Raw genomic sequence first — 18,333 nt, 5'->3', positions numbered from 1 at the left:
ATTATATCAATTAAATTTTAAGAAAAGGCAAAAAATGATACAAAATTTAACAACGCGTTTTGCTCCAAGCCCTACAGGATATTTACACATAGGGGGTTTAAGGACGGCTTTATATAATTATTTATACGCGAGAAAAAATAATGGCAAATTTTTGCTTCGTATCGAAGATACAGATTTAAAAAGAAATTCAAAAGAAGCTACAGAGGCTATTATAGAAGCATTTAAATGGTGTGGTTTAGATTACGATGATGAAGTGACTTATCAATCTGAGCGCTTTGATATTTATAAAAAATACATTCAAAAACTTTTAGATGAAGGCAAGGCTTATTATTGTTATATGAGTAAAGAAGAGCTAGATATTCTTCGCGCCAAACAAGAAGCAGTAAAAGAACGCCCAAGATATGATGGTAGATATAGGGATTTTAAAGGCACGCCACCAGAAGGTATAGAACCTGTGGTGCGTATTAAAGCACCACAAAGTGGAGAGATTTCTTTTATTGATGGAGTAAAAGGTGAGGTAAAATTTAATGCACAAGATATTTTAGATGATTTTATTATTGCAAGAAGTGATGGTACACCAATTTATAATTTAACCGTTGTGATTGATGATGCTCTAATGGGTGTTAGTGATGTGATTAGAGGTGATGACCATCTTTCAAATACACCTAAGCAAATTGTGCTTTATGAGGCACTTGGTTTTAAAATTCCTAAATTTTATCATGTGGCTATGATACATGGCGAAGATGGCAAAAAACTTTCAAAACGCCATGGGGCAACCGATGTAATGGAATATAAAGCTATGGGTATATTACCTCAAGCTTTGCTTAATTTTTTAGTGCGTTTGGGCTGGAGTCATGGTGATGAAGAGGTTTTTTCCTTAGAAGATCTTAAAAAACTTTTTGATCCAAACCATATCAATAAAAGTGCTTCTTGTTATAATTTTAAAAAACTTGAATGGCTTAACGCTCATTATATTAAAACCTTACCTTTTGAAGAGCTTAATAGGCAATTAAAAGATTTAGGTTTTGATTTGAGTGCTTATAAAAAAGCGGGATTTTTGTTGGATTTGTTAAGAGAGCGTGCAAAAACTTTACTCGAAATCATTAACGGAGCTAAAAGTATTGTTGAAGCACCGCAAAGTTATGATGAGAAAGCCATTGAAAAATTCGTCAATGATAATAATCTTTCCTTACTTGAAAAATACGCTAGCGAGCTAAATAGTCAAGTAATTGCAAAAGATTTTGAAGACTTTACTAATGAATTTTTGCAAAAAAATGAAGCAAAATTAAAAGACTTGGCTCAACCTATACGCATTGCCTTAACAGGAAGTGCGGTAAGTCCTAGTATTTTTGAAGTACTTGAATTTTTAGGGGTTGATGAGTGCAAGAAAAGAATAGAAAATTTTTTAAAATTTAAAGGAAAAATATGAATTTAAAAGAAGAAGCTTTAAAGTATCATTTGGGTGGTAAAGTGGATATAATTTCATCAAAACCTATGAATACCGCTCGCGATTTATCGTTAGCTTACAGTCCAGGGGTAGCAGAACCTTGCATAGAGATAGCAAAAGATAACGAACTTGCTTATACTTATACAAATAAAGCGAATTTGGTAGCTATTGTAAGTGATGGATCGGCAGTTTTGGGACTTGGAAATATAGGAGCACAAGCTGCTAAGCCTGTTATGGAAGGTAAGGCTTGTTTGTTTAAAAAATTTGCAAATGTAAATGCTTATGATTTAGAAATTGATGTGCATAGTGTGGAAGAAATTGTTACTTTTTGTAAAGCTGTGGCACCAACTTTTGGTGGCATAAATTTAGAAGATATTTCAGCACCAAAATGTTTTGAGATAGAAGCTGCTTTGCAAGATTTAGGAATTCCTGTAATGCATGATGACCAGCACGGGACTGCTATTATTTCAACTGCAGGACTTATGAATGCTATGGAGATAAGTGGTAAAAAATTTGAAGATATTAAAGTAGTGGTAAGCGGAGCAGGGGCTGCAGGGATTGCAAGTGCTAGAATGTATAGAAACTTAGGTGTTAAAAATATCATTTTAGTGGATAGCAAAGGTGTAGTAAATAAGCAAAGGATAGATTTAAACAAATATAAACTTGAATTTGTGAGCGATACTAAGGCTTGCACTTTAAAAGAGGCTATGAGGGATGCGGATGTGTTTTTAGGACTTAGTGCGCCAAAAATTTTAGATGATGAGATGATTTTATCTATGGCAAAAGATCCTGTGATTTTTGCTTTGGCAAATCCGGTTCCTGAAGTAATGCCTGAAGATGTGGCAAGGCTTAGAAATGATGCTATTGTAGGAACTGGAAGAAGTGATTATCCTAATCAAATTAATAATGTTTTAGGCTTTCCTTTTATTTTTAGAGGGGCTTTAGATGTTAAAGCTACAAAAATCACCGAAAATATGAAAGTAGCAGCTGCTAAGGCTTTGGCTGATTTGGCGAAACTTCCTGTAAGCGATGAGGTTAAAAAAGCTTATGGTGTTAAGGATTTGAGTTTTGGTAGGGACTATGTGATACCAAAACCTTTTGATGAAAGGGTAAAATCTGTGGTAAGTACTGCGGTGGCTAAAGCAGCCATAGAAGATGGAGTGGCTTTGCTTAAAGATTTTGATGAGAAAGCCTATTTTGAAAGTTTAAAATGAAAAACATCTATTGTATTAGCCATCCTTTAATTGAACATAAGCTTGGAATTTTGCGCGATAAGTATACTAAACCCTTTCATTTTAGAATGCTTATTGATGAAATTTCGGCTTTTTTGCTTTTTGAAGCAACTAAAGATTTAAATTTAAAGGAAGTGCAAATTCAAACTCCTATTTCTAATGCTAGGGTAAAAAAGCTTGATGAAAAAATTATGATTTGTCCTATTTTAAGGGCAGCTTTAGGAATGCTTGAAAGTGTTTTTAAGCTTATTCCTGATGCAAGTGTAGGGTTTTTAGGTTTTACTAGAAATGAAGAAAGCTTAAAAGCTGATTTTTACTTTCAAAAACTTCCTAAAGATGCCACTAAAAGATTGGCTATTGTAATTGATCCTATGTTTGCAACAGGGGGAACAGCCATAGATGCTTGTAATTTTTTAAAGTCTCAAGGGATAAAAAAGATTAAATTTATTTCTATACTTGCAACTCCACAAGGGCTTGAAAATTTCATAAAAATTCATAAAGATGTAGAAGTTTATATAGCTTCAATTGATGAAAGCTTGAATGAAAAAGGTTATATAGTGCCAGGACTTGGAGATGCAGGAGATAGGGTTTTTAATACCTTATAGGTGAATGATATGATTTTTGGAAAAATTGACTATATTAATCTTTTGCCTTTGCATGTTTATCTTAAAAAATATCCTTTGCCAAATGGTCTTAAAGCTACGATGGAATATAAAAAAGGCGTTCCAAGTAAATTAAATAAAGAGCTTTTTTACAGAAGAATTGATGCGGCTATTATTTCGAGTATAGAAAGTAGTAGAAAAAAATACAAAAATTTAAATATTGGAATTTGTGCAAATAAAAGAGTCTTAAGTGTTTTGGTGGAAAAAAATTCACAAAAAGCCAAAGATCCAAGTTCGGCTACTTCAAATGCTTTGGCTAGAGTTTTAAGACAAGATAATAATAAAGTTATTATTGGAGATAAGGCTTTAAAGCTTTATTTACAAGATAGAGATGCCTATGTTGATTTGTGTGCTTTATGGTATGAAAAAACGCATTTGCCTTTTGTTTTTGCAAGATTTTCTTGTATTGCAAAAAAAACATTTTATACAAAGCTTTTAACAAATTTCTCATATAAAAAAATCAAAATTCCTCATTATATCTTAGAAAAATACGCAAAAACAAGAGATATAAGCGTTAAAGATATAAGATATTATTTAGATGAAGTGATTTATTATCAAATTCAAACCAAAGAAAAAATGGCCCTAAAGCGTTTCATAAAAGCAGTGAAATTTGATACTAAAATTTAAATATCGCACTTGATAAATGTTATATTTTGATAAATTTGCTCGCATTAAATATATTAATTAATTCTTAAATTATCAGTTATTATCAGATAAATAGTGTATTTTGTTATAATTTTTGCTAATTTTTTAATTTAAAGTTTTAAATATATATTGTGAAAATTTTTAAAAATATAATCAATTTAAATTATACTAAAATTAAATTTTTATATTTAATCTTTTACTTTTAAATTCCTACTAAAAATGTATTGTTGAAATTATAAAAATTGATAATGTGTAGAATTTATGCGTATCGGTTTTCTTTTAAGAACTCTATTTTTTGGTATTTTAAAATAAATGGCAAAAATTTTTATATTTGCTTATAAAAATAAATTTAAAAATATTTAAATTTATTTATTATAATAACCAAATCTGAAAAATGTAAAAAATTTTCAGAAATTCAAAATTAAGGATGAAAAATGGCTAATGCAAAAGCTTATATTAATTCGATCTTAGAAGATATTCAACAAAGATCAGCACATCAGCCCGTGTTTCTTCAAGCAGCAACTGAAGTTTTGAAGTCTTTAGAACCGATTTTAGCAGCGAATTCAACTTATGAAGAGCATGCAATTTTAGAAAGACTCATCATGCCTGAAAAGACAACTATTTTTAGAGTGGTGTATTGTGGAGATGATGGTAGGGCAAGAACACATTTTGGATATCGTGTGCAGTTTAATTCAGCGATCGGACCTTATAAGGGTGGGCTTAGATTTCATCCAACGGTAAATTTGGATGTTTTGAAATTTTTGGGATTTGAACAAATTTTTAAGAATTCTTTAACAGGACTGATGATCGGCGGAGCTAAAGGTGGAGCGAATTTTGATCCAAAAGGCAAAAGCGAAGCTGAAATTATGAGATTTTGCCAAGCTTTTATAGCTGAACTTAGTAAAATCATTGGTGCAAATACAGATGTGCCTGCTGGAGATATCGGGGTAGGCGGTAGAGAGATTGGCTATATGTTTGGTGCGTATAAAAAAATTAGCGGTTTGTTTGATGGAACTTTAACTGGTAAAAGCACTCTTTGGGGCGGAAGTTTAGCAAGAACTGAAGCCACTGGTTATGGCTGTGTATATTTTGCAAAAGAAATGTTAGAGCATGCAGGACTTTCTTTGGAAGGAAAATCTTGTGCGGTTTCAGGAAGTGGAAATGTGGCAATTTATACCATAGAAAAATTAAAACAATTTGGTGCAAAAGCTGTTACAATAAGTGATAGCAACGGTTTTGTTTATGATAAAGATGGTATTGATTTAATGCTTTTAAAACAAATTAAAGAAGTTCAAAGAGGTAGAGTTGAAGATTATGCTAAGGCAAAAGCAGGTGCAATTTATACTCCAAAAAGTGCATATAAAGAAGGAACAAATGGTGTTTGGTCTGTGCCTTGCGATGGAGCATTTCCAAGTGCTACTCAAAATGAGTTGAATTTAGAAGATATCAAAACGCTTTATAATAATGGTTGTCGTTTTGTAGCTGAGGGTGCAAATATGCCAAGTACTTTAGATGCAATTGATTTTATGTTAGAGAAAAAAGATTTTTATTTTGCTCCTGCAAAAGCAGCTAATGCAGGTGGTGTGGCAACTTCGCAGCTTGAAATGCAACAAAACGCTAGTATGACAAATTGGACTTTTGATGAAGTGGATCAAAAATTACATAAAATCATGAGCAATATTTTCCATAACGCCTATCAAACTTCAAAAGAATATGGTCATGAAGGAAATCTTGTGATAGGAGCTAATATTGCAGGATTTAAAAAAGTTGCTGATGCAATGATAGATCAAGGCTATATTTAATTTATACTCATAAAAGAGTCACTGACACTCTTTTATGATGCAATGATTTTTATTCTTTATTCTTAAGTCTTTCTTTGTTAAAATTGCTACTTTGAATAACCAACGAGAGTTTTGATTAATGCAAGAAAATTTTGATTTAGATTTAGAAAGAGCAATTTTAAGCTCGTGTATTTTTAATGAAGATGCTTATGCAAGCATTTGTGGTGATATTGAACCTGATGATTTCACTCTTAAAGCACATCAGGATATTTTTTATGCTATTGTTTCTTGTGCTAATGCGGGAGAACCCATAGCTCTTAGTTTTTTAAAAAAATATAAAAAAGTTGATGAAAATGTTTTAAATGAAGTTATTGCTACGAGTTCTATTATTGATTTGGGAAAATATGTTAGCGAATTAAGGGAGAAATCCATCAAAAGAAAATTGTTAAATTTCGCACATACCATTCCTTCGCGTATTAATGAAAATAAACCTGTATCGCAAATTTCGGATGAAATAAATAAAGAAATTTTTAATCTCACTAATCGTATTAATAGCGCAGATATTAAGAATATAGAAATTATTTTATCCGAATTAATTGATGAATTTGAAAAGCAAAAAATAGCTATTAATAAAGATATTTTAGGGCTTGATACAGGTTTTAGCGATTTAAATAAAATGATAAAGGGTTTTAAGCCAGGTGATTTGGTGATTGTGGCCGCAAGACCAGGTATGGGAAAAACTACGATATGCTTAAATTTTATAGAAAAGGTTTTAAGGCAAGACAAGGGTGTAGTATTTTTTTCACTTGAAATGCCTGCAACTCAAATTATGCAAAGACTTTTGGCTGCCAAAACTTCCATTGCTTTGCAAAAACTTTTAATTGCAGATTTAAATGATGAAGAATGGGGCAGAGTGAGTGATGCTTGTAATGAATATTCTAAAAAGAATTTATATATCTATGATAGTGGATATGCGAGCATTACGGATATTCGTGCGATTTTAAGAAGAGTAAAATCTCAAGATGAAAGTGTATCGCTTTGTGTGGTTGATTATATAGGTTTAATGATGAGTAATTCTAATTTTAGCGATAGACACTTGCAAGTCAGTGAAATTTCAAGAGGCTTGAAGCTTTTGGCAAGAGAACTTAATATGCCTATTATCGCACTTTCTCAGCTTAATCGCTCTTTAGAAAGCAGGGCAAATAAAAGACCAATGCTAAGTGATTTGCGTGAAAGTGGCGCTATAGAGCAAGATGCAGATACTATTTTATTTGTGTATCGTGATGAAGTTTATAGGGAGCAAGAAGAAAAAGAAAGGGAAAATAAAGCCAAATCTGAAGGCAAAAACTATCAAAGGATTTTTATCCCAAATCCTATACAAGAAAAAGCAGAGCTTATTGTGGGTAAAAACAGAAATGGTCCTACAGGCACGGTAGATCTTTTATTTTTAAAAGAAAGATCGAGTTTTGTTGAACCTATAAAAGAAGAATTTAGTGCAACGAGTTTTGAAGAGTAACATAATATTTTTTTAAGATATAAATAATTTATTTTTAATTTTAAAACTCAAGCAAATTTTGTATAATAAATGATTTAAAAAAGGCTAAATGATGAAAGAAATATCCGGTTCTACAATGGTATGCGAAGCCTTAAGGGCTGAAAAAGTAAAAGTTGTTTTTGGCTATCCTGGAGGAGCAGCTTTGAATATCTATGATGAAATTTATACTCAAACTTATTTTAAACACATTCTTGTGCGTCATGAGCAAGCTGCTTTGCATGCAGCAGATGCTTATGCAAGAATGAGTGGTGAAGTGGGTGTGGCTATAGTTACAAGCGGACCTGGTTTTACTAACACCATAACAGGACTTGCTACGGCTTATAGTGATTCTATACCTTTGGTTTTGATTTCTGCACAAGTTGCAAATTCTTTAATAGGCACTGATGCCTTTCAAGAAATTGATGCAGTGGGTATTTCTCGCCCTTGCGTGAAACATAATTATTTAGTAAAAAATATTCAAGAATTGCCTAGAATTTTAAAAGAAGCTTTTTATATTGCAACAAGTGGTCGAAAAGGGCCTGTTCATATTGATATCCCAAAAGATGTAACTGCAGCTTTGGGAATTTGGGATTATCCTCAAGAAATTACTATGAAGACTTATAAGCCAAACTATAAAGGCAATGCAAAGCAGATTAAAAAATTTGTTGAGCTTTTAAAAGAAGCTAAAAGACCTTTATTTTATCTGGGTGGAGGTTGCGTTGCATCTAATGCTAGTGAAGAATTAAGAGAGCTTGTTAAAATCACTCAAATTCCCGCCGTTGAAACCTTAATGGCTTTAGGAACTTTAAGAAGCGATGATGCTTTAAATCTTAAAATGGCAGGTATGCATGGAAGCTATGCTGCCAATATGGCTTTGAGTGAGTGTGATTTGCTAATCAGTGTTGGAGCGCGTTTTGATGATAGGATTACGGGAAAAACAAGCGAATTTGCCAAGCGAGCTAAAATTGTGCATATTGATATTGACCCAAGTTCGATTTCTAAAATTATCAACGCTCATTTTCCAATAGTTGGAGATATTAAAAGTGTAATTTCTCAAACTTTAGATGAGCTAAAACGCGATCAATTTGAAATTCAAACTCAAGAATGGCTTGAAACCTTAAAGCGTTATCAAAATTTATATCCTTTAAGCTATGAAGATAGTGATGAAGTTTTAAAACCTCAATGGGTAATACAAGAATGCGCCAAGCTTGCTCCTGATGCAAGGATAATTACTGATGTGGGACAGCATCAAATGTGGGTAGCACAATTTTATCCTTTTAATTTTCCAAGACAGCTTGCTACAAGTGGTGGACAAGGAGCGATGGGATACTCTTTACCTGCGGCTTTGGGTGCAAAACTTGCAGTTGGCGAAAAAGAAGTTGTGGTGAATTTTGTTGGCGATGGATCAGTTTTGATGAATATCCAAGAGTTAATGACGGCTTATGAGTATGGTATTGTTGTGATTAATATTATTTTAAACAATGCCTTTTTAGGTATGGTGCGTCAATGGCAAAGTATGTTTTATGATGAGCATTTTTCACAAACAGATTTAAGCGTGCAAGCTGATTTTGTGAAGATTGCTGAAGGTTTTGGATGTGAGGGATATGATATAAAAACAAAAGATGAATTTCGTAGTGCTTTTAAAAGAGCTTTAAATTCGCAAAAAACCACTCTTTTAAATGTAGCCATTGATCGTTTTGAAGATGTTTTACCTATGGTGCCAGCAGGCGGTGCTATTTATAATATGATTTTGCCAAAATTGAAGGATAAAAAATGAGAAGAGTTTTATCGGTAATTGTTTTAAATGAACATGGAGTTTTATCGCGTATCGTAGGGCTTTTTTCAGGTAGAGGATATAATATTGATAGCTTGACAGTTGCACCTTTAGCGGGAGGGGAATTTTCGCGCATTAATATAGTCACTTCAGGTGATGAACGCGTTTTTGAGCAAATTGTTAAGCAGCTTCATAAACTTATTCCTACTTATAAGGTTATAGAAAGTGAGGAATTTATTGAAAAAGAAATGGCTCTTGTAAAAATTCCTTTAAATGAGAATTTGGGTGGATTGGATGCAGTTTTGAAAGCTTATAATGGAGTCATTGCAAATAGTAATGAAAATTTTTTATTTTTGATGGTTGCTGATGATGCAACTAGAATTGATAATTTTTTAAAAACAATTAAAAAATATAATCCTAGTGATATAGTTCGCAGTGGATCAGTTTTGATGGAGATTAAATGAAATTAAGCGAAATAGCAGATTTTTTAGGTTTAGAATATAATGGAGAAGATATCGAAATAACGGCTTTAAATTCTTTATTAAGAGCAAATTTTACTGAGCTTACATATTGTGATGGCGAAAAAAATGCTAAAGATATACCTAATACCGGCGCAGCAGCGATTTTAGTCGCAAAAGAATATGAAAATTTAGTGCCAAAGGATACTAAGGCTTTAATCACTCAAAATCCGCACTTAAGTTTTGCTTTTTTAAGTAAGCTTTTTGCTAAACCTTTATTTGATAATGCAAAAGAAAAAATTCAAAATATAGCAAAAAGTGCAAAAATTATGCCAAATGTTTATATAGGAAATAATGTTTGCATAGGTGAAAATGTTGTGATTATGGCAGGTGCTTATATAGGCGATAATGTAAGCATTGGCGATGAAAGCATTATCCATCCTAATGTGGTCATTTATAATGATAGTAAAATAGGGAAAAAATGTCATTTGCTTGCAAATTGCGTTATAGGAAGTGATGGTTTTGGCTATGCACATAATAAAAACGGCGAGCATTATAAAATTTATCATAATGGGAATGTGATTTTAGAAGACTTTGTTGAGATTGGAGCTTGTACAACTATAGATAGAGCGGTATTTGATAGCACTATCATTAAAGCAGGCACAAAGGTGGATAATCTCGTGCAAATAGGACATAATTGCGACATAGGGCAAAATTGTATTATTGTAGCACAAACTGGAATTTCAGGATCAAGCGAACTTGGACGCAATGTAGTTATGGGCGGACAAAGTGCAACAAGTGGGCATTTAAAAATAGGAGATTTTAGTACCATAGCTGCAAGAGGTGGAGTGAGTAAAAATCTTGAAGGTGGTAGGGTTTATGGCGGTTTTCCTATAATGCTTCAAAAGGATTGGTTAAAACTTCAGGCAAAAATTGCTATGAATTTTAGGGAAAGAGAGTGATGATGGCTTGAAATTTGCTTTATAAATTCAAGCGAATTTTTTAAGTAAGGAGAAAAAATGTTAAAGCAAATAAGTATTTTTATAGTGATGTTATTTGTTTTTAGTGCTTGTGCAACCAATTCTGGCACTATAGCGCAAGTAGAGCAAATTTCAAATAGTACGCAATGTCAGCCTTGTGAAAGCAATAAGGCTTTTGAGGCAAAAATCAAAGGTTTAATTTATTTGAGTGATGTGGGATTAAAATGTTGCGCCAATAAAAGAACTTTAGATACTTCTGTGGCTTTAAAAAAGGTTTATTTGCACCGTATTTATGATTTGGAAGAAGAAAAAAAGATTTTTAAAAATAAAAATGCAAGCTATTATCTTGATGAGCACTTTAATGTGATTCTTTATTCTATGCTAAAAACAGAACTTAAGAATCGTGGTATTATTGTATTGGAAAAAAGCGATTCTCCTTATGATTTAAAATTAGATCTTGCTTTTACTGACTTTAATTCTAAGGTCGATAATAATGGACTTCATTCACGCGTAAAGGCAAATTTAAAACTTCGCAATATCAATACACAAAAAACTTTAGCAGTTAACACAAGACAAGATGTTGTCGGCTTTAAAGATGAAAAAGAAATGTCTTTTTATACTCATTTGCTTTTAAAACAAATGGCAAATAAAATCGCAAGTATTATAAGCTCACTTTGAGGTGTTATAACTGTCACTGCTTTACTCTGCTTGATTTTTGTCCTAGTTGCTTAGAGGAATTAGCAGAGTTAAGTTTTAATCATAGAATTCTTGATAATAGCTTCAAGGTTTATTCTTTTTATAAATACAGCGAGATCAAGCATCTTTTATATTCAAAACATAAATTTTATGGATATTTTGTTTTGAATGCTTTGGCGAAATTAAGTTTTGCGCGTTTTGATGAATTTTTTAGTCCTCAAGTCATGATTAATGCTGTGCCTCTAGATGATAGAGTCGAAAATGGGCTTTATTCTCATTCGGCTTTATTGGCTCGACATTTGAAAAGTCCTTTTATTAAGCCTTTATATAGAACTTTATATGCTAAATCTCATTTGAAATATTCTGGGAAAAGTATGAATTTCCGCTTGAAAAACAAAAGAAACTATGAGCTTTTAAAAATTCCAAAATACCCTGTTATTTTAGTGGATGATATTATTACAAGTGGTTCTAGTTTAATGCAAGCTAAACAAATTTTGGAAAAAAATCAAATTTCTGTGCTTTTTGCTTTAGTTTTAGCTGATGCAAAAGATTAATTTGTTAAAATATAAAATTGCTTCATACATTTAAGGATTTTTATGGAAAATATTTTTATAAAAGATTCAGATATTGAGTTGATTGATATTGAGAATTCTATCAAATCAAGCTATTTAGATTATTCTATGAGTGTTATTATAGGTCGTGCGTTACCTGATGCAAGAGATGGACTTAAGCCTGTTCATAGGAGAATTTTATATGCTATGGATGATTTGGGTGTTAGAAGTCGTAGTGCTTATAAAAAATCTGCTCGTATAGTGGGGGATGTGATTGGTAAGTATCATCCACACGGAGATACTGCGGTTTATGATGCTTTGGTAAGAATGGCTCAAGATTTTTCTATGCGTTATCCAAGCGTTGATGGGCAAGGAAACTTTGGCTCTATTGATGGTGATGGTGCAGCTGCGATGCGTTATACCGAAGCTAGAATGACAATTTTAGCAGAAGAACTTTTGCAAGATATTGATAAAGATACAGTTGATTTTGTCCCAAATTATGATGATTCTTTAAAAGAGCCTGATGTTTTGCCTGCTAGAGTACCAAATTTATTGCTTAATGGATCGAGCGGTATTGCCGTAGGTATGGCGACAAATATCCCTCCGCATAGTTTAAATGAGCTTGTAGATGGACTTTTGTATTTACTTGATAATAAAGATGCTAGTTTAGAAGAGATAATGCAATTTATCAAAGGCCCTGATTTTCCAACTGCGGGGATAATTTATGGTAAAAAAGGCATTATAGAAGCATATCGCACGGGACGAGGTAGGGTAAAAATAAGAGCAAAAACTCATATAGAAAAAAAGTCTAATAAAGATATTATTGTTATTGATGAGCTTCCTTATCAAACCAATAAAGCAAGACTTATAGAACAAATTGCAGAGCTTGTAAAAGAAAAGCAGATTGAGGGAATTTCAGAAGTTAGAGATGAGAGTGATAGAGAAGGAATTCGTGTCGTAATAGAGCTTAAACGCGAAGCAATGAGTGAAATAGTGCTAAATAATCTTTTTAAATCCACCACGATGGAAAGCACTTTTGGTGTGATTATGCTTGCTATTCATAACAAAGAGCCAAAAATCTTTTCTTTGATTGAGCTTTTAAATGTTTTCTTGAATCATAGAAAAACGGTGATTATTAGAAGAACGATTTTTGAACTTCAAAAAGCAAGAGCAAGAGCACATATATTGGAAGGTCTTAAAATTGCACTTGATAATATCGATGAAGTTATAGCGCTAATTAAAAATAGCCCAGATAATGCAACAGCCAGAGATTCTTTAGTAGCTAAATTTGGGCTTAGTGAGCTTCAAGCTAATGCGATTTTAGATATGAAACTTGGTCGTTTAACTGGACTTGAAAGAGAAAAGATAGAAAATGAACTTGCTAAGCTTATGGAAGAAATTATAAGACTTGAAGAGATTTTAAAAAGTGAAACTTTGCTAGAAAATCTTATCCGTAATGAATTAAAAGAGATAAAAAATAAATTTAATGTGCCACGCATTACTCAAATTGAAGATGATTATGATGATATAGACATTGAAGATTTAATTCCTAATGAAAATATGGTTGTAACCATTACTCATCGTGGCTATATCAAAAGAGTGCCAAGTAAGCAATACGAAAAACAAAAACGCGGCGGCAAAGGAAAAGTTGCGGTAACAACTTATGATGATGATTTTATCGAAAGTTTCTTTACTGCAAATACGCATGATACTTTGATGTTTGTAACCGATCGCGGTCAACTTTATTGGCTAAAAGTTTATAAAATCCCTGAGGGTTCAAGGACAGCCAAAGGAAAAGCTGTGGTGAATTTAATCAATTTGCAAGCTGATGAAAAAATTATGGCTATCATTCCTACAACCGATTTTGATGAAAATAAATCTTTATGCTTCTTTACTAAAAATGGTATAGTTAAACGCACTAATTTAAGCGAATATCAAAATATTAGAAGCGTGGGTGTTAAGGCTATTAATTTGGATGAAAATGATGGATTGGTAACCGCTATCATCGTTCAAAGAGATGAAGATGAAATTTTTGTGAAAAATTCGGATGAAAATGTGCAAGATGAAGTAGGGGATGTTGAAATTTTAGACGATGAAAACTCAGAAAATGAAGAAATTGCAAATGAAAATATAAAAGGCAAAATGCTTTTTGCGGTTACTAAAAAAGGAATGTGTATCAAATTCCCACTTGCAAAGGTGCGTGAGATTGGCCGTGTAAGCCGTGGTGTAACTGCGATTAAATTTAAAGAAAAAAATGATGAGGTGGTGGGTGCAGTTGTTATAGAAAATGATGAACAAGAAATTCTAAGTATAAGTGCCAAAGGTATAGGAAAGCGCACCAATGCGGGAGAATATAGACTTCAAAGTAGGGGTGGCAAAGGCGTTATTTGTATGAAACTTACTCCAAAAACAAAAGATTTAATTAGCATAGTTATAGTAGATGAAAGTATGGATTTAATGGCGCTTACAAGTAGCGGAAAAATGATCCGTGTGGATATGCAAAGCATTAGAAAAGCAGGACGTAATACAAGCGGCGTGATTGTAGTTAATGTAGAAAATGATGAGGTGGTAAGCATTGCCAAGTGTCCTAAAGAAGAAAGTGACGATGAAGAAGAGCTTGGCGCTGAGCTAAATTTAGAATAATGTAAATTTGGAACAGAAATTGCTGGTTTAATTTAATTTTACAATATATTGAAGGTTGAAATATGAAAAAATTAGTTTTAGCACTTGTTGCGGTTTTAGGTTTTAGTGGTTGTGTTGCTGCAAATGCAAATAAAACAAATGCAAATGCCAATCAAGCTACCCCAAGCAATGATGTGGTAGTGCAAAAAGTAGATAAAGATGATATTCGTGATATTATCCAGCAAGAAAAGATGTTGAGCTTGGATAATTCTGAAAACGAAATAGTTTTTGGCGCCACAGGTGAGGGCATTGCCCCTATGAATACTGTTTCTTCAGCTCAAGCTCTTGCATTAGCCAAAAGAGCGGCGATTGCGGATGCTTATAGACAGCTTGCAAGTAAGTTATATGGTGTGAAAGTAAATGGTAAGGATACTGTTAAAGATGCTATGCTTAAAAGTTCTACTGTTACAGCACAAGTAAATGGTTTAATCAAAAATGCAAATATTGTTGATGAAAGTTTTAATCAAGGACTTTATCGTGTTAATTTAGAACTTAAAATAGATGCAGACAAGTGGAAAGAATTATTTGCTTATTAATATTCTTTTTTTTTAGATTATTTGCCCAAGATGAGTTTATATTTTGGGCAGAATTTTCCAATAAAAATCTTATCTTATTTCATCAAAATCAAAATATATCCCTCGCAATGACGCGAAGTGCAAATGTAAAGAGCGAATTAGCTTGTGAAATTGCCTATAATGATAATGATTTAAAAATTCTTCCCAAAACAGAACTCGGCTTAATAGATGACGATATGAGTAAAACAATAAAGCTTGATTTTTTAAATTCTCACAAAGATGAGTTATTAAATTGCTTCATAGGAGCTAAAATAAAGATTAATGATTATATTCAAAGTGAAAATGCTTTAGCAAATCACGAAACTTATATTAAAATTTTACCTTTGCGTTTTATGGTTGAATTTGGAAATCATTTTGCATTGATTTATTATCTACATAAAGAAAAATAATAAATTTCTTCATAATTTTAAAACATTCTTTAAAATTTTTAGCTGATTTTTGCTATTATTTTAACTTTAAACAAAGTCATAAAGGTATATTTGTGAATTTAGTAATAGTTGAAGATGATATTAATATGAGAAAATCACTTGAAATTGCTTTGAGTGAATATGAAGAATTTAGTATAAAATCTTATAAGTCTGCTACAGAGGCCTTAAAAAAACTAGATGATGAAGTGGATTTGATTATTACTGATATTAATATGCCTGGTATTGATGGTATTGAATTTGTCAAATCATGTGAAAATAAATATGATTTTATTATCATCACAGGCAATGCTACTTTAAATAGAGCTATTGAAGCCGTTAGGCTTGGAGTGAAGGATTTTTTGGTAAAACCTTTTGATATTAATACCTTGGTGACTGCTATAAAAAGAGCTAAGATTATCCAAGAAAAAACTTCTAAAAAAAATTCTAAAAAAGTGCAAAAAAAAGAAGAAAGCAAGGACTTTTATGGTAGTTCCAAAGCTTTAGAAGATTGTTTAAATTTGGCAAAAAGAGCTGCAAAAACAGATGCAAGTGTTGTGTTGTTTGGCGAAAGTGGTGTAGGTAAAGAAGTGTTTGCAAATTTTATCCATAAAAATTCAAAAAGATCCTCTAAGCCTTTTGTAGCTATCAATATGGCAGCTATTCCATCAAATTTAATAGAAAGTGAGCTTTTTGGTTTTGAAAAAGGAGCATTTACAGATGCAAATGCTACAAAAATAGGGCTTTTTGAACTTGCAAATGAAGGGACGCTTTTTTTAGATGAAATTGGTGAAATGCCTTATGAAATTCAAGCAAAGCTTTTAAGAGCCTTGCAAGAAAAAGAGATTACTAGACTTGGAAGCACTAAAAGTATAAAAATAGATGTGCGTATAGTGAGTGCTACAAATGCAAATATTGAAGATAAAATTTCCAAAAATGAATTTAGAGAAGATTTGTATTATAGATTAAATACTATTCCTATAAATATTCCTCCTTTAAGAGCTAGAAAAGATGAGATTTTAGAAATTGCACAAAAAGTCTTATTGGATACTTGCAAGGAGTATGAGTTAGAAAATAAAGAATTAAATGAAGAAGCTAAGGCTGCGCTTTTAGATTACGATTTTCCAGGTAATATCAGAGAGCTTATATCAATCATACAAAGAGCTTGTATTTTAAGTGAAGCAAATGAAATAAATGCTAAAGATTTATTTTTAGAAAGTAGAAAAAGTAAAGAAGTTAAAAATTTAGAAAAGGAACTTATTTTAGAGAGTTTAAAGGAGGCAAAAGATGTAAAATCTGCCGCTGAGCTTATTGGAATGAGTGAAAAAGTCTTTTGCGAAAAAATGAAAAAATACAATATTACTTAAAGGAGAAATGATGAAAAAGATAGCTATAGTCGGCGCAACTGGCGCTGTGGGCGAAGAAATTTTAAATGTTTTAAATGAGCTTGATTTTCCAGTAGAAAGCATTTTACCACTTGCTAGTGCGAAAAGTGCAGGTTTGGATGTAGAATTTAGAGGAAAAACTTATAAAGTAAAAGAACTTACAGAAAATGTTTTCAAAGAAAATCCTGTTGATATTGCGTTTTTTAGTGCTGGTGGAAGCATTAGTGAAAAATACGCTAAATTTGCAGTGGAAGCAGGAGCGGTAGTGATTGATAATACCAGTCATTTTAGAATGGATAGCAATGTACCTTTAGTTGTGCCTGAGTGTAATCCTGAGGATATTAAAGAGTGGAAAAAAACAGGAATCATTGCCAATCCAAACTGCTCTACTATACAAATGGTACAAGTATTAAAACCTTTAGATGATGAATTTGGTTTAAAAAGAGTAGATGTTAGCACTTATCAAGCAGCTAGCGGTGCAGGTAAAGAAGGCATGGAAGAATTAGTTGCTGCAATGCAGAGTTTTTTTGCATTTAAACTTGATGAGTTTAAGCCCCAAACTTTTCCTTATACCTTGGCTTTAAATTTAATCCCACAAATTGATGTTTTTACAGAGAATGGTTATACAAAAGAAGAGCTTAAGATGGTTAATGAAACTCAAAAAATTTTACATAAAAAACTAGAAGTTTCAGCAACTTGTGTGAGAGTTCCGGTTTTAAGAAGTCATAGCGAGGCCATTACTATGCATTTTGAAAAAGATGTCGATGTAAAAAAAGCAAGAGAGATTTTAAGTAAAGCACCAAGTGTAAAAGTTATTGATGATCCGCAAAATAAACAATACCCAATGCCGCTTTTTACAAGTGATACCAATGAAACTTATGTGGGTAGAATTAGAAGCGATATTAATCATAAAAATATCTTACATTTATGGTGTGTTGCTGATCAAATTCGTGTAGGAGCTGCTACAAATGCAGTAAGAATTGCACAAAAATGGCTAGAATTAAATTAGAAAGGAAAAAATGCTAGAAAAATTTTTTGAAAATTTATTGGTTAAAAGTCGTATAGTAACTATTTTACCGGTGATTTTTGGACTTATTGGGGCTTTTGTTTTATTTTTTATAGCAAGTTATGATGTAGTAAAAGTATTATTATATGTTTTTGATTATTTCTTTTTGCCTAATTCTACTATTGATTTGCATGAAGATGTGGTAGGACTTATCATAGGTGCTGTTGATTTGTATCTTATGGCTTTGGTTTTATTTATTTTTTCTTTTGGAATTTATGAATTATTTATTAGTGAAATAGAAGAATTTAAACAAACAAAACAATCAAAAGTTTTAGAGGTGCATAGCTTAGATCAACTAAAAGATAAATTAGCAAAAGTTATCATCATGGTTTTAGTGGTGAATTTTTTTCAAAGAGTTTTGCAAATGCAATTTAACGGCATTTTGGATATGACTTATTTGGCACTTTCTATTTTAGCACTTTGTATAGGACTTTATTTTTTACATAAAGGCGGTCATTAAG

17 protein-coding genes are annotated in these 18,333 nt (G+C 32.1%); all 17 read left to right on the top strand.

Translation table 11 applies throughout. The annotated features are described in order from the left end of the window. The first annotated feature begins 34 nt into the window (after positions 1-34). The 17 genes from gltX (at position 35) to ELQ16_RS04930 (ending at position 18,332) form a co-directional block, all read left to right on the top strand. Positions 35-1,429: a glutamate--tRNA ligase gene (gene gltX / locus ELQ16_RS05010; RefSeq protein WP_134238473.1), complete on the top strand. Its 1,395-nt coding sequence runs from the start codon at positions 35-37 to the stop codon at positions 1,427-1,429. After that, a complete protein-coding gene (locus tag ELQ16_RS05005) occupies positions 1,426-2,661 on the top strand; it encodes a malic enzyme-like NAD(P)-binding protein (protein ID WP_134238472.1) in 1,236 nt (411 codons plus the stop codon). The genes gltX and ELQ16_RS05005 overlap by 4 nt, the downstream gene beginning before the upstream one ends. Then, complete coding sequence (gene upp / locus ELQ16_RS05000) at positions 2,658-3,284, top strand: uracil phosphoribosyltransferase (RefSeq protein WP_134238471.1); 627 nt, start codon at positions 2,658-2,660, stop codon at positions 3,282-3,284. Before ELQ16_RS05005 ends, upp begins: the two co-directional genes overlap by 4 nt. Before the next feature lie 9 nt (positions 3,285-3,293). Beyond that, complete coding sequence (locus tag ELQ16_RS04995) at positions 3,294-3,968, top strand: MqnA/MqnD/SBP family protein (protein WP_134238470.1); 675 nt, start codon at positions 3,294-3,296, stop codon at positions 3,966-3,968. A 452-nt stretch (positions 3,969-4,420) separates the two neighbouring features. Further along, a complete protein-coding gene (gdhA, locus tag ELQ16_RS04990; protein ID WP_134238469.1) occupies positions 4,421-5,788 on the top strand; it encodes an NADP-specific glutamate dehydrogenase in 1,368 nt (455 codons plus the stop codon). A 118-nt stretch (positions 5,789-5,906) separates the two neighbouring features. Further along, positions 5,907-7,283 (top strand): replicative DNA helicase, encoded by a 1,377-nt coding sequence (locus ELQ16_RS04985; RefSeq protein ID WP_134238468.1) that lies wholly within the window; start codon positions 5,907-5,909, stop codon positions 7,281-7,283. 91 nt (positions 7,284-7,374) lie between these two features. Beyond that, positions 7,375-9,078, top strand: a complete 1,704-nt coding sequence (locus ELQ16_RS04980; RefSeq protein ID WP_134238467.1) for an acetolactate synthase large subunit — start codon at positions 7,375-7,377, stop codon at positions 9,076-9,078. Beyond that, the gene (gene ilvN / locus ELQ16_RS04975; RefSeq protein WP_134238466.1) at positions 9,075-9,539 is read left to right on the top strand and encodes an acetolactate synthase small subunit; all 465 of its coding nucleotides are present in this window, start codon (positions 9,075-9,077) and stop codon (positions 9,537-9,539) included. The genes ELQ16_RS04980 and ilvN overlap by 4 nt, the downstream gene beginning before the upstream one ends. Further along, on the top strand, positions 9,536-10,495 hold the full coding sequence (lpxD, locus tag ELQ16_RS04970; protein ID WP_134238465.1) for a UDP-3-O-(3-hydroxymyristoyl)glucosamine N-acyltransferase: 960 nt from the start codon (positions 9,536-9,538) through the stop codon (positions 10,493-10,495). The genes ilvN and lpxD overlap by 4 nt, the downstream gene beginning before the upstream one ends. 57 nt (positions 10,496-10,552) lie before the next feature. Next, positions 10,553-11,191: an outer membrane lipoprotein MapA gene (mapA, locus tag ELQ16_RS04965; RefSeq protein WP_134238464.1), complete on the top strand. Its 639-nt coding sequence runs from the start codon at positions 10,553-10,555 to the stop codon at positions 11,189-11,191. Then, positions 11,188-11,763: a ComF family protein gene (locus tag ELQ16_RS04960; protein WP_134238463.1), complete on the top strand. Its 576-nt coding sequence runs from the start codon at positions 11,188-11,190 to the stop codon at positions 11,761-11,763. The genes mapA and ELQ16_RS04960 overlap by 4 nt, the downstream gene beginning before the upstream one ends. Before the next feature lie 42 nt (positions 11,764-11,805). Continuing rightward, entirely contained in the window at positions 11,806-14,403 is a 2,598-nt protein-coding gene (gene gyrA / locus ELQ16_RS04955; protein ID WP_134238462.1) for a DNA gyrase subunit A, read from the top strand. Between the two features lie 62 nt (positions 14,404-14,465). Then, the gene (gene flgP, locus ELQ16_RS04950) at positions 14,466-14,978 is read left to right on the top strand and encodes a flagellar assembly lipoprotein FlgP (protein WP_134238461.1); all 513 of its coding nucleotides are present in this window, start codon (positions 14,466-14,468) and stop codon (positions 14,976-14,978) included. After that, complete coding sequence (locus ELQ16_RS04945; RefSeq protein ID WP_134238460.1) at positions 14,954-15,406, top strand: hypothetical protein; 453 nt, start codon at positions 14,954-14,956, stop codon at positions 15,404-15,406. The genes flgP and ELQ16_RS04945 overlap by 25 nt, the downstream gene beginning before the upstream one ends. A gap of 92 nt (positions 15,407-15,498) precedes the next feature. Continuing rightward, on the top strand, positions 15,499-16,788 hold the full coding sequence (locus ELQ16_RS04940; protein ID WP_134238459.1) for a sigma-54 dependent transcriptional regulator: 1,290 nt from the start codon (positions 15,499-15,501) through the stop codon (positions 16,786-16,788). Positions 16,789-16,798: 10 nt separating this feature from the next. Continuing rightward, positions 16,799-17,815, top strand: a complete 1,017-nt coding sequence (locus tag ELQ16_RS04935) for an aspartate-semialdehyde dehydrogenase (RefSeq protein ID WP_407919962.1) — start codon at positions 16,799-16,801, stop codon at positions 17,813-17,815. A gap of 10 nt (positions 17,816-17,825) precedes the next feature. After that, positions 17,826-18,332 (top strand): YqhA family protein, encoded by a 507-nt coding sequence (locus ELQ16_RS04930; RefSeq protein ID WP_134238457.1) that lies wholly within the window; start codon positions 17,826-17,828, stop codon positions 18,330-18,332. Position 18,333: the final 1 nt, after the last annotated feature.

Origin of the sequence: Campylobacter sp. US33a, from assembly GCF_004378855.1 — a bacterium.
GTDB lineage: Bacteria > Campylobacterota > Campylobacteria > Campylobacterales > Campylobacteraceae > Campylobacter_D.
This window is presented reverse-complemented; position numbering and strand designations above follow the sequence as displayed.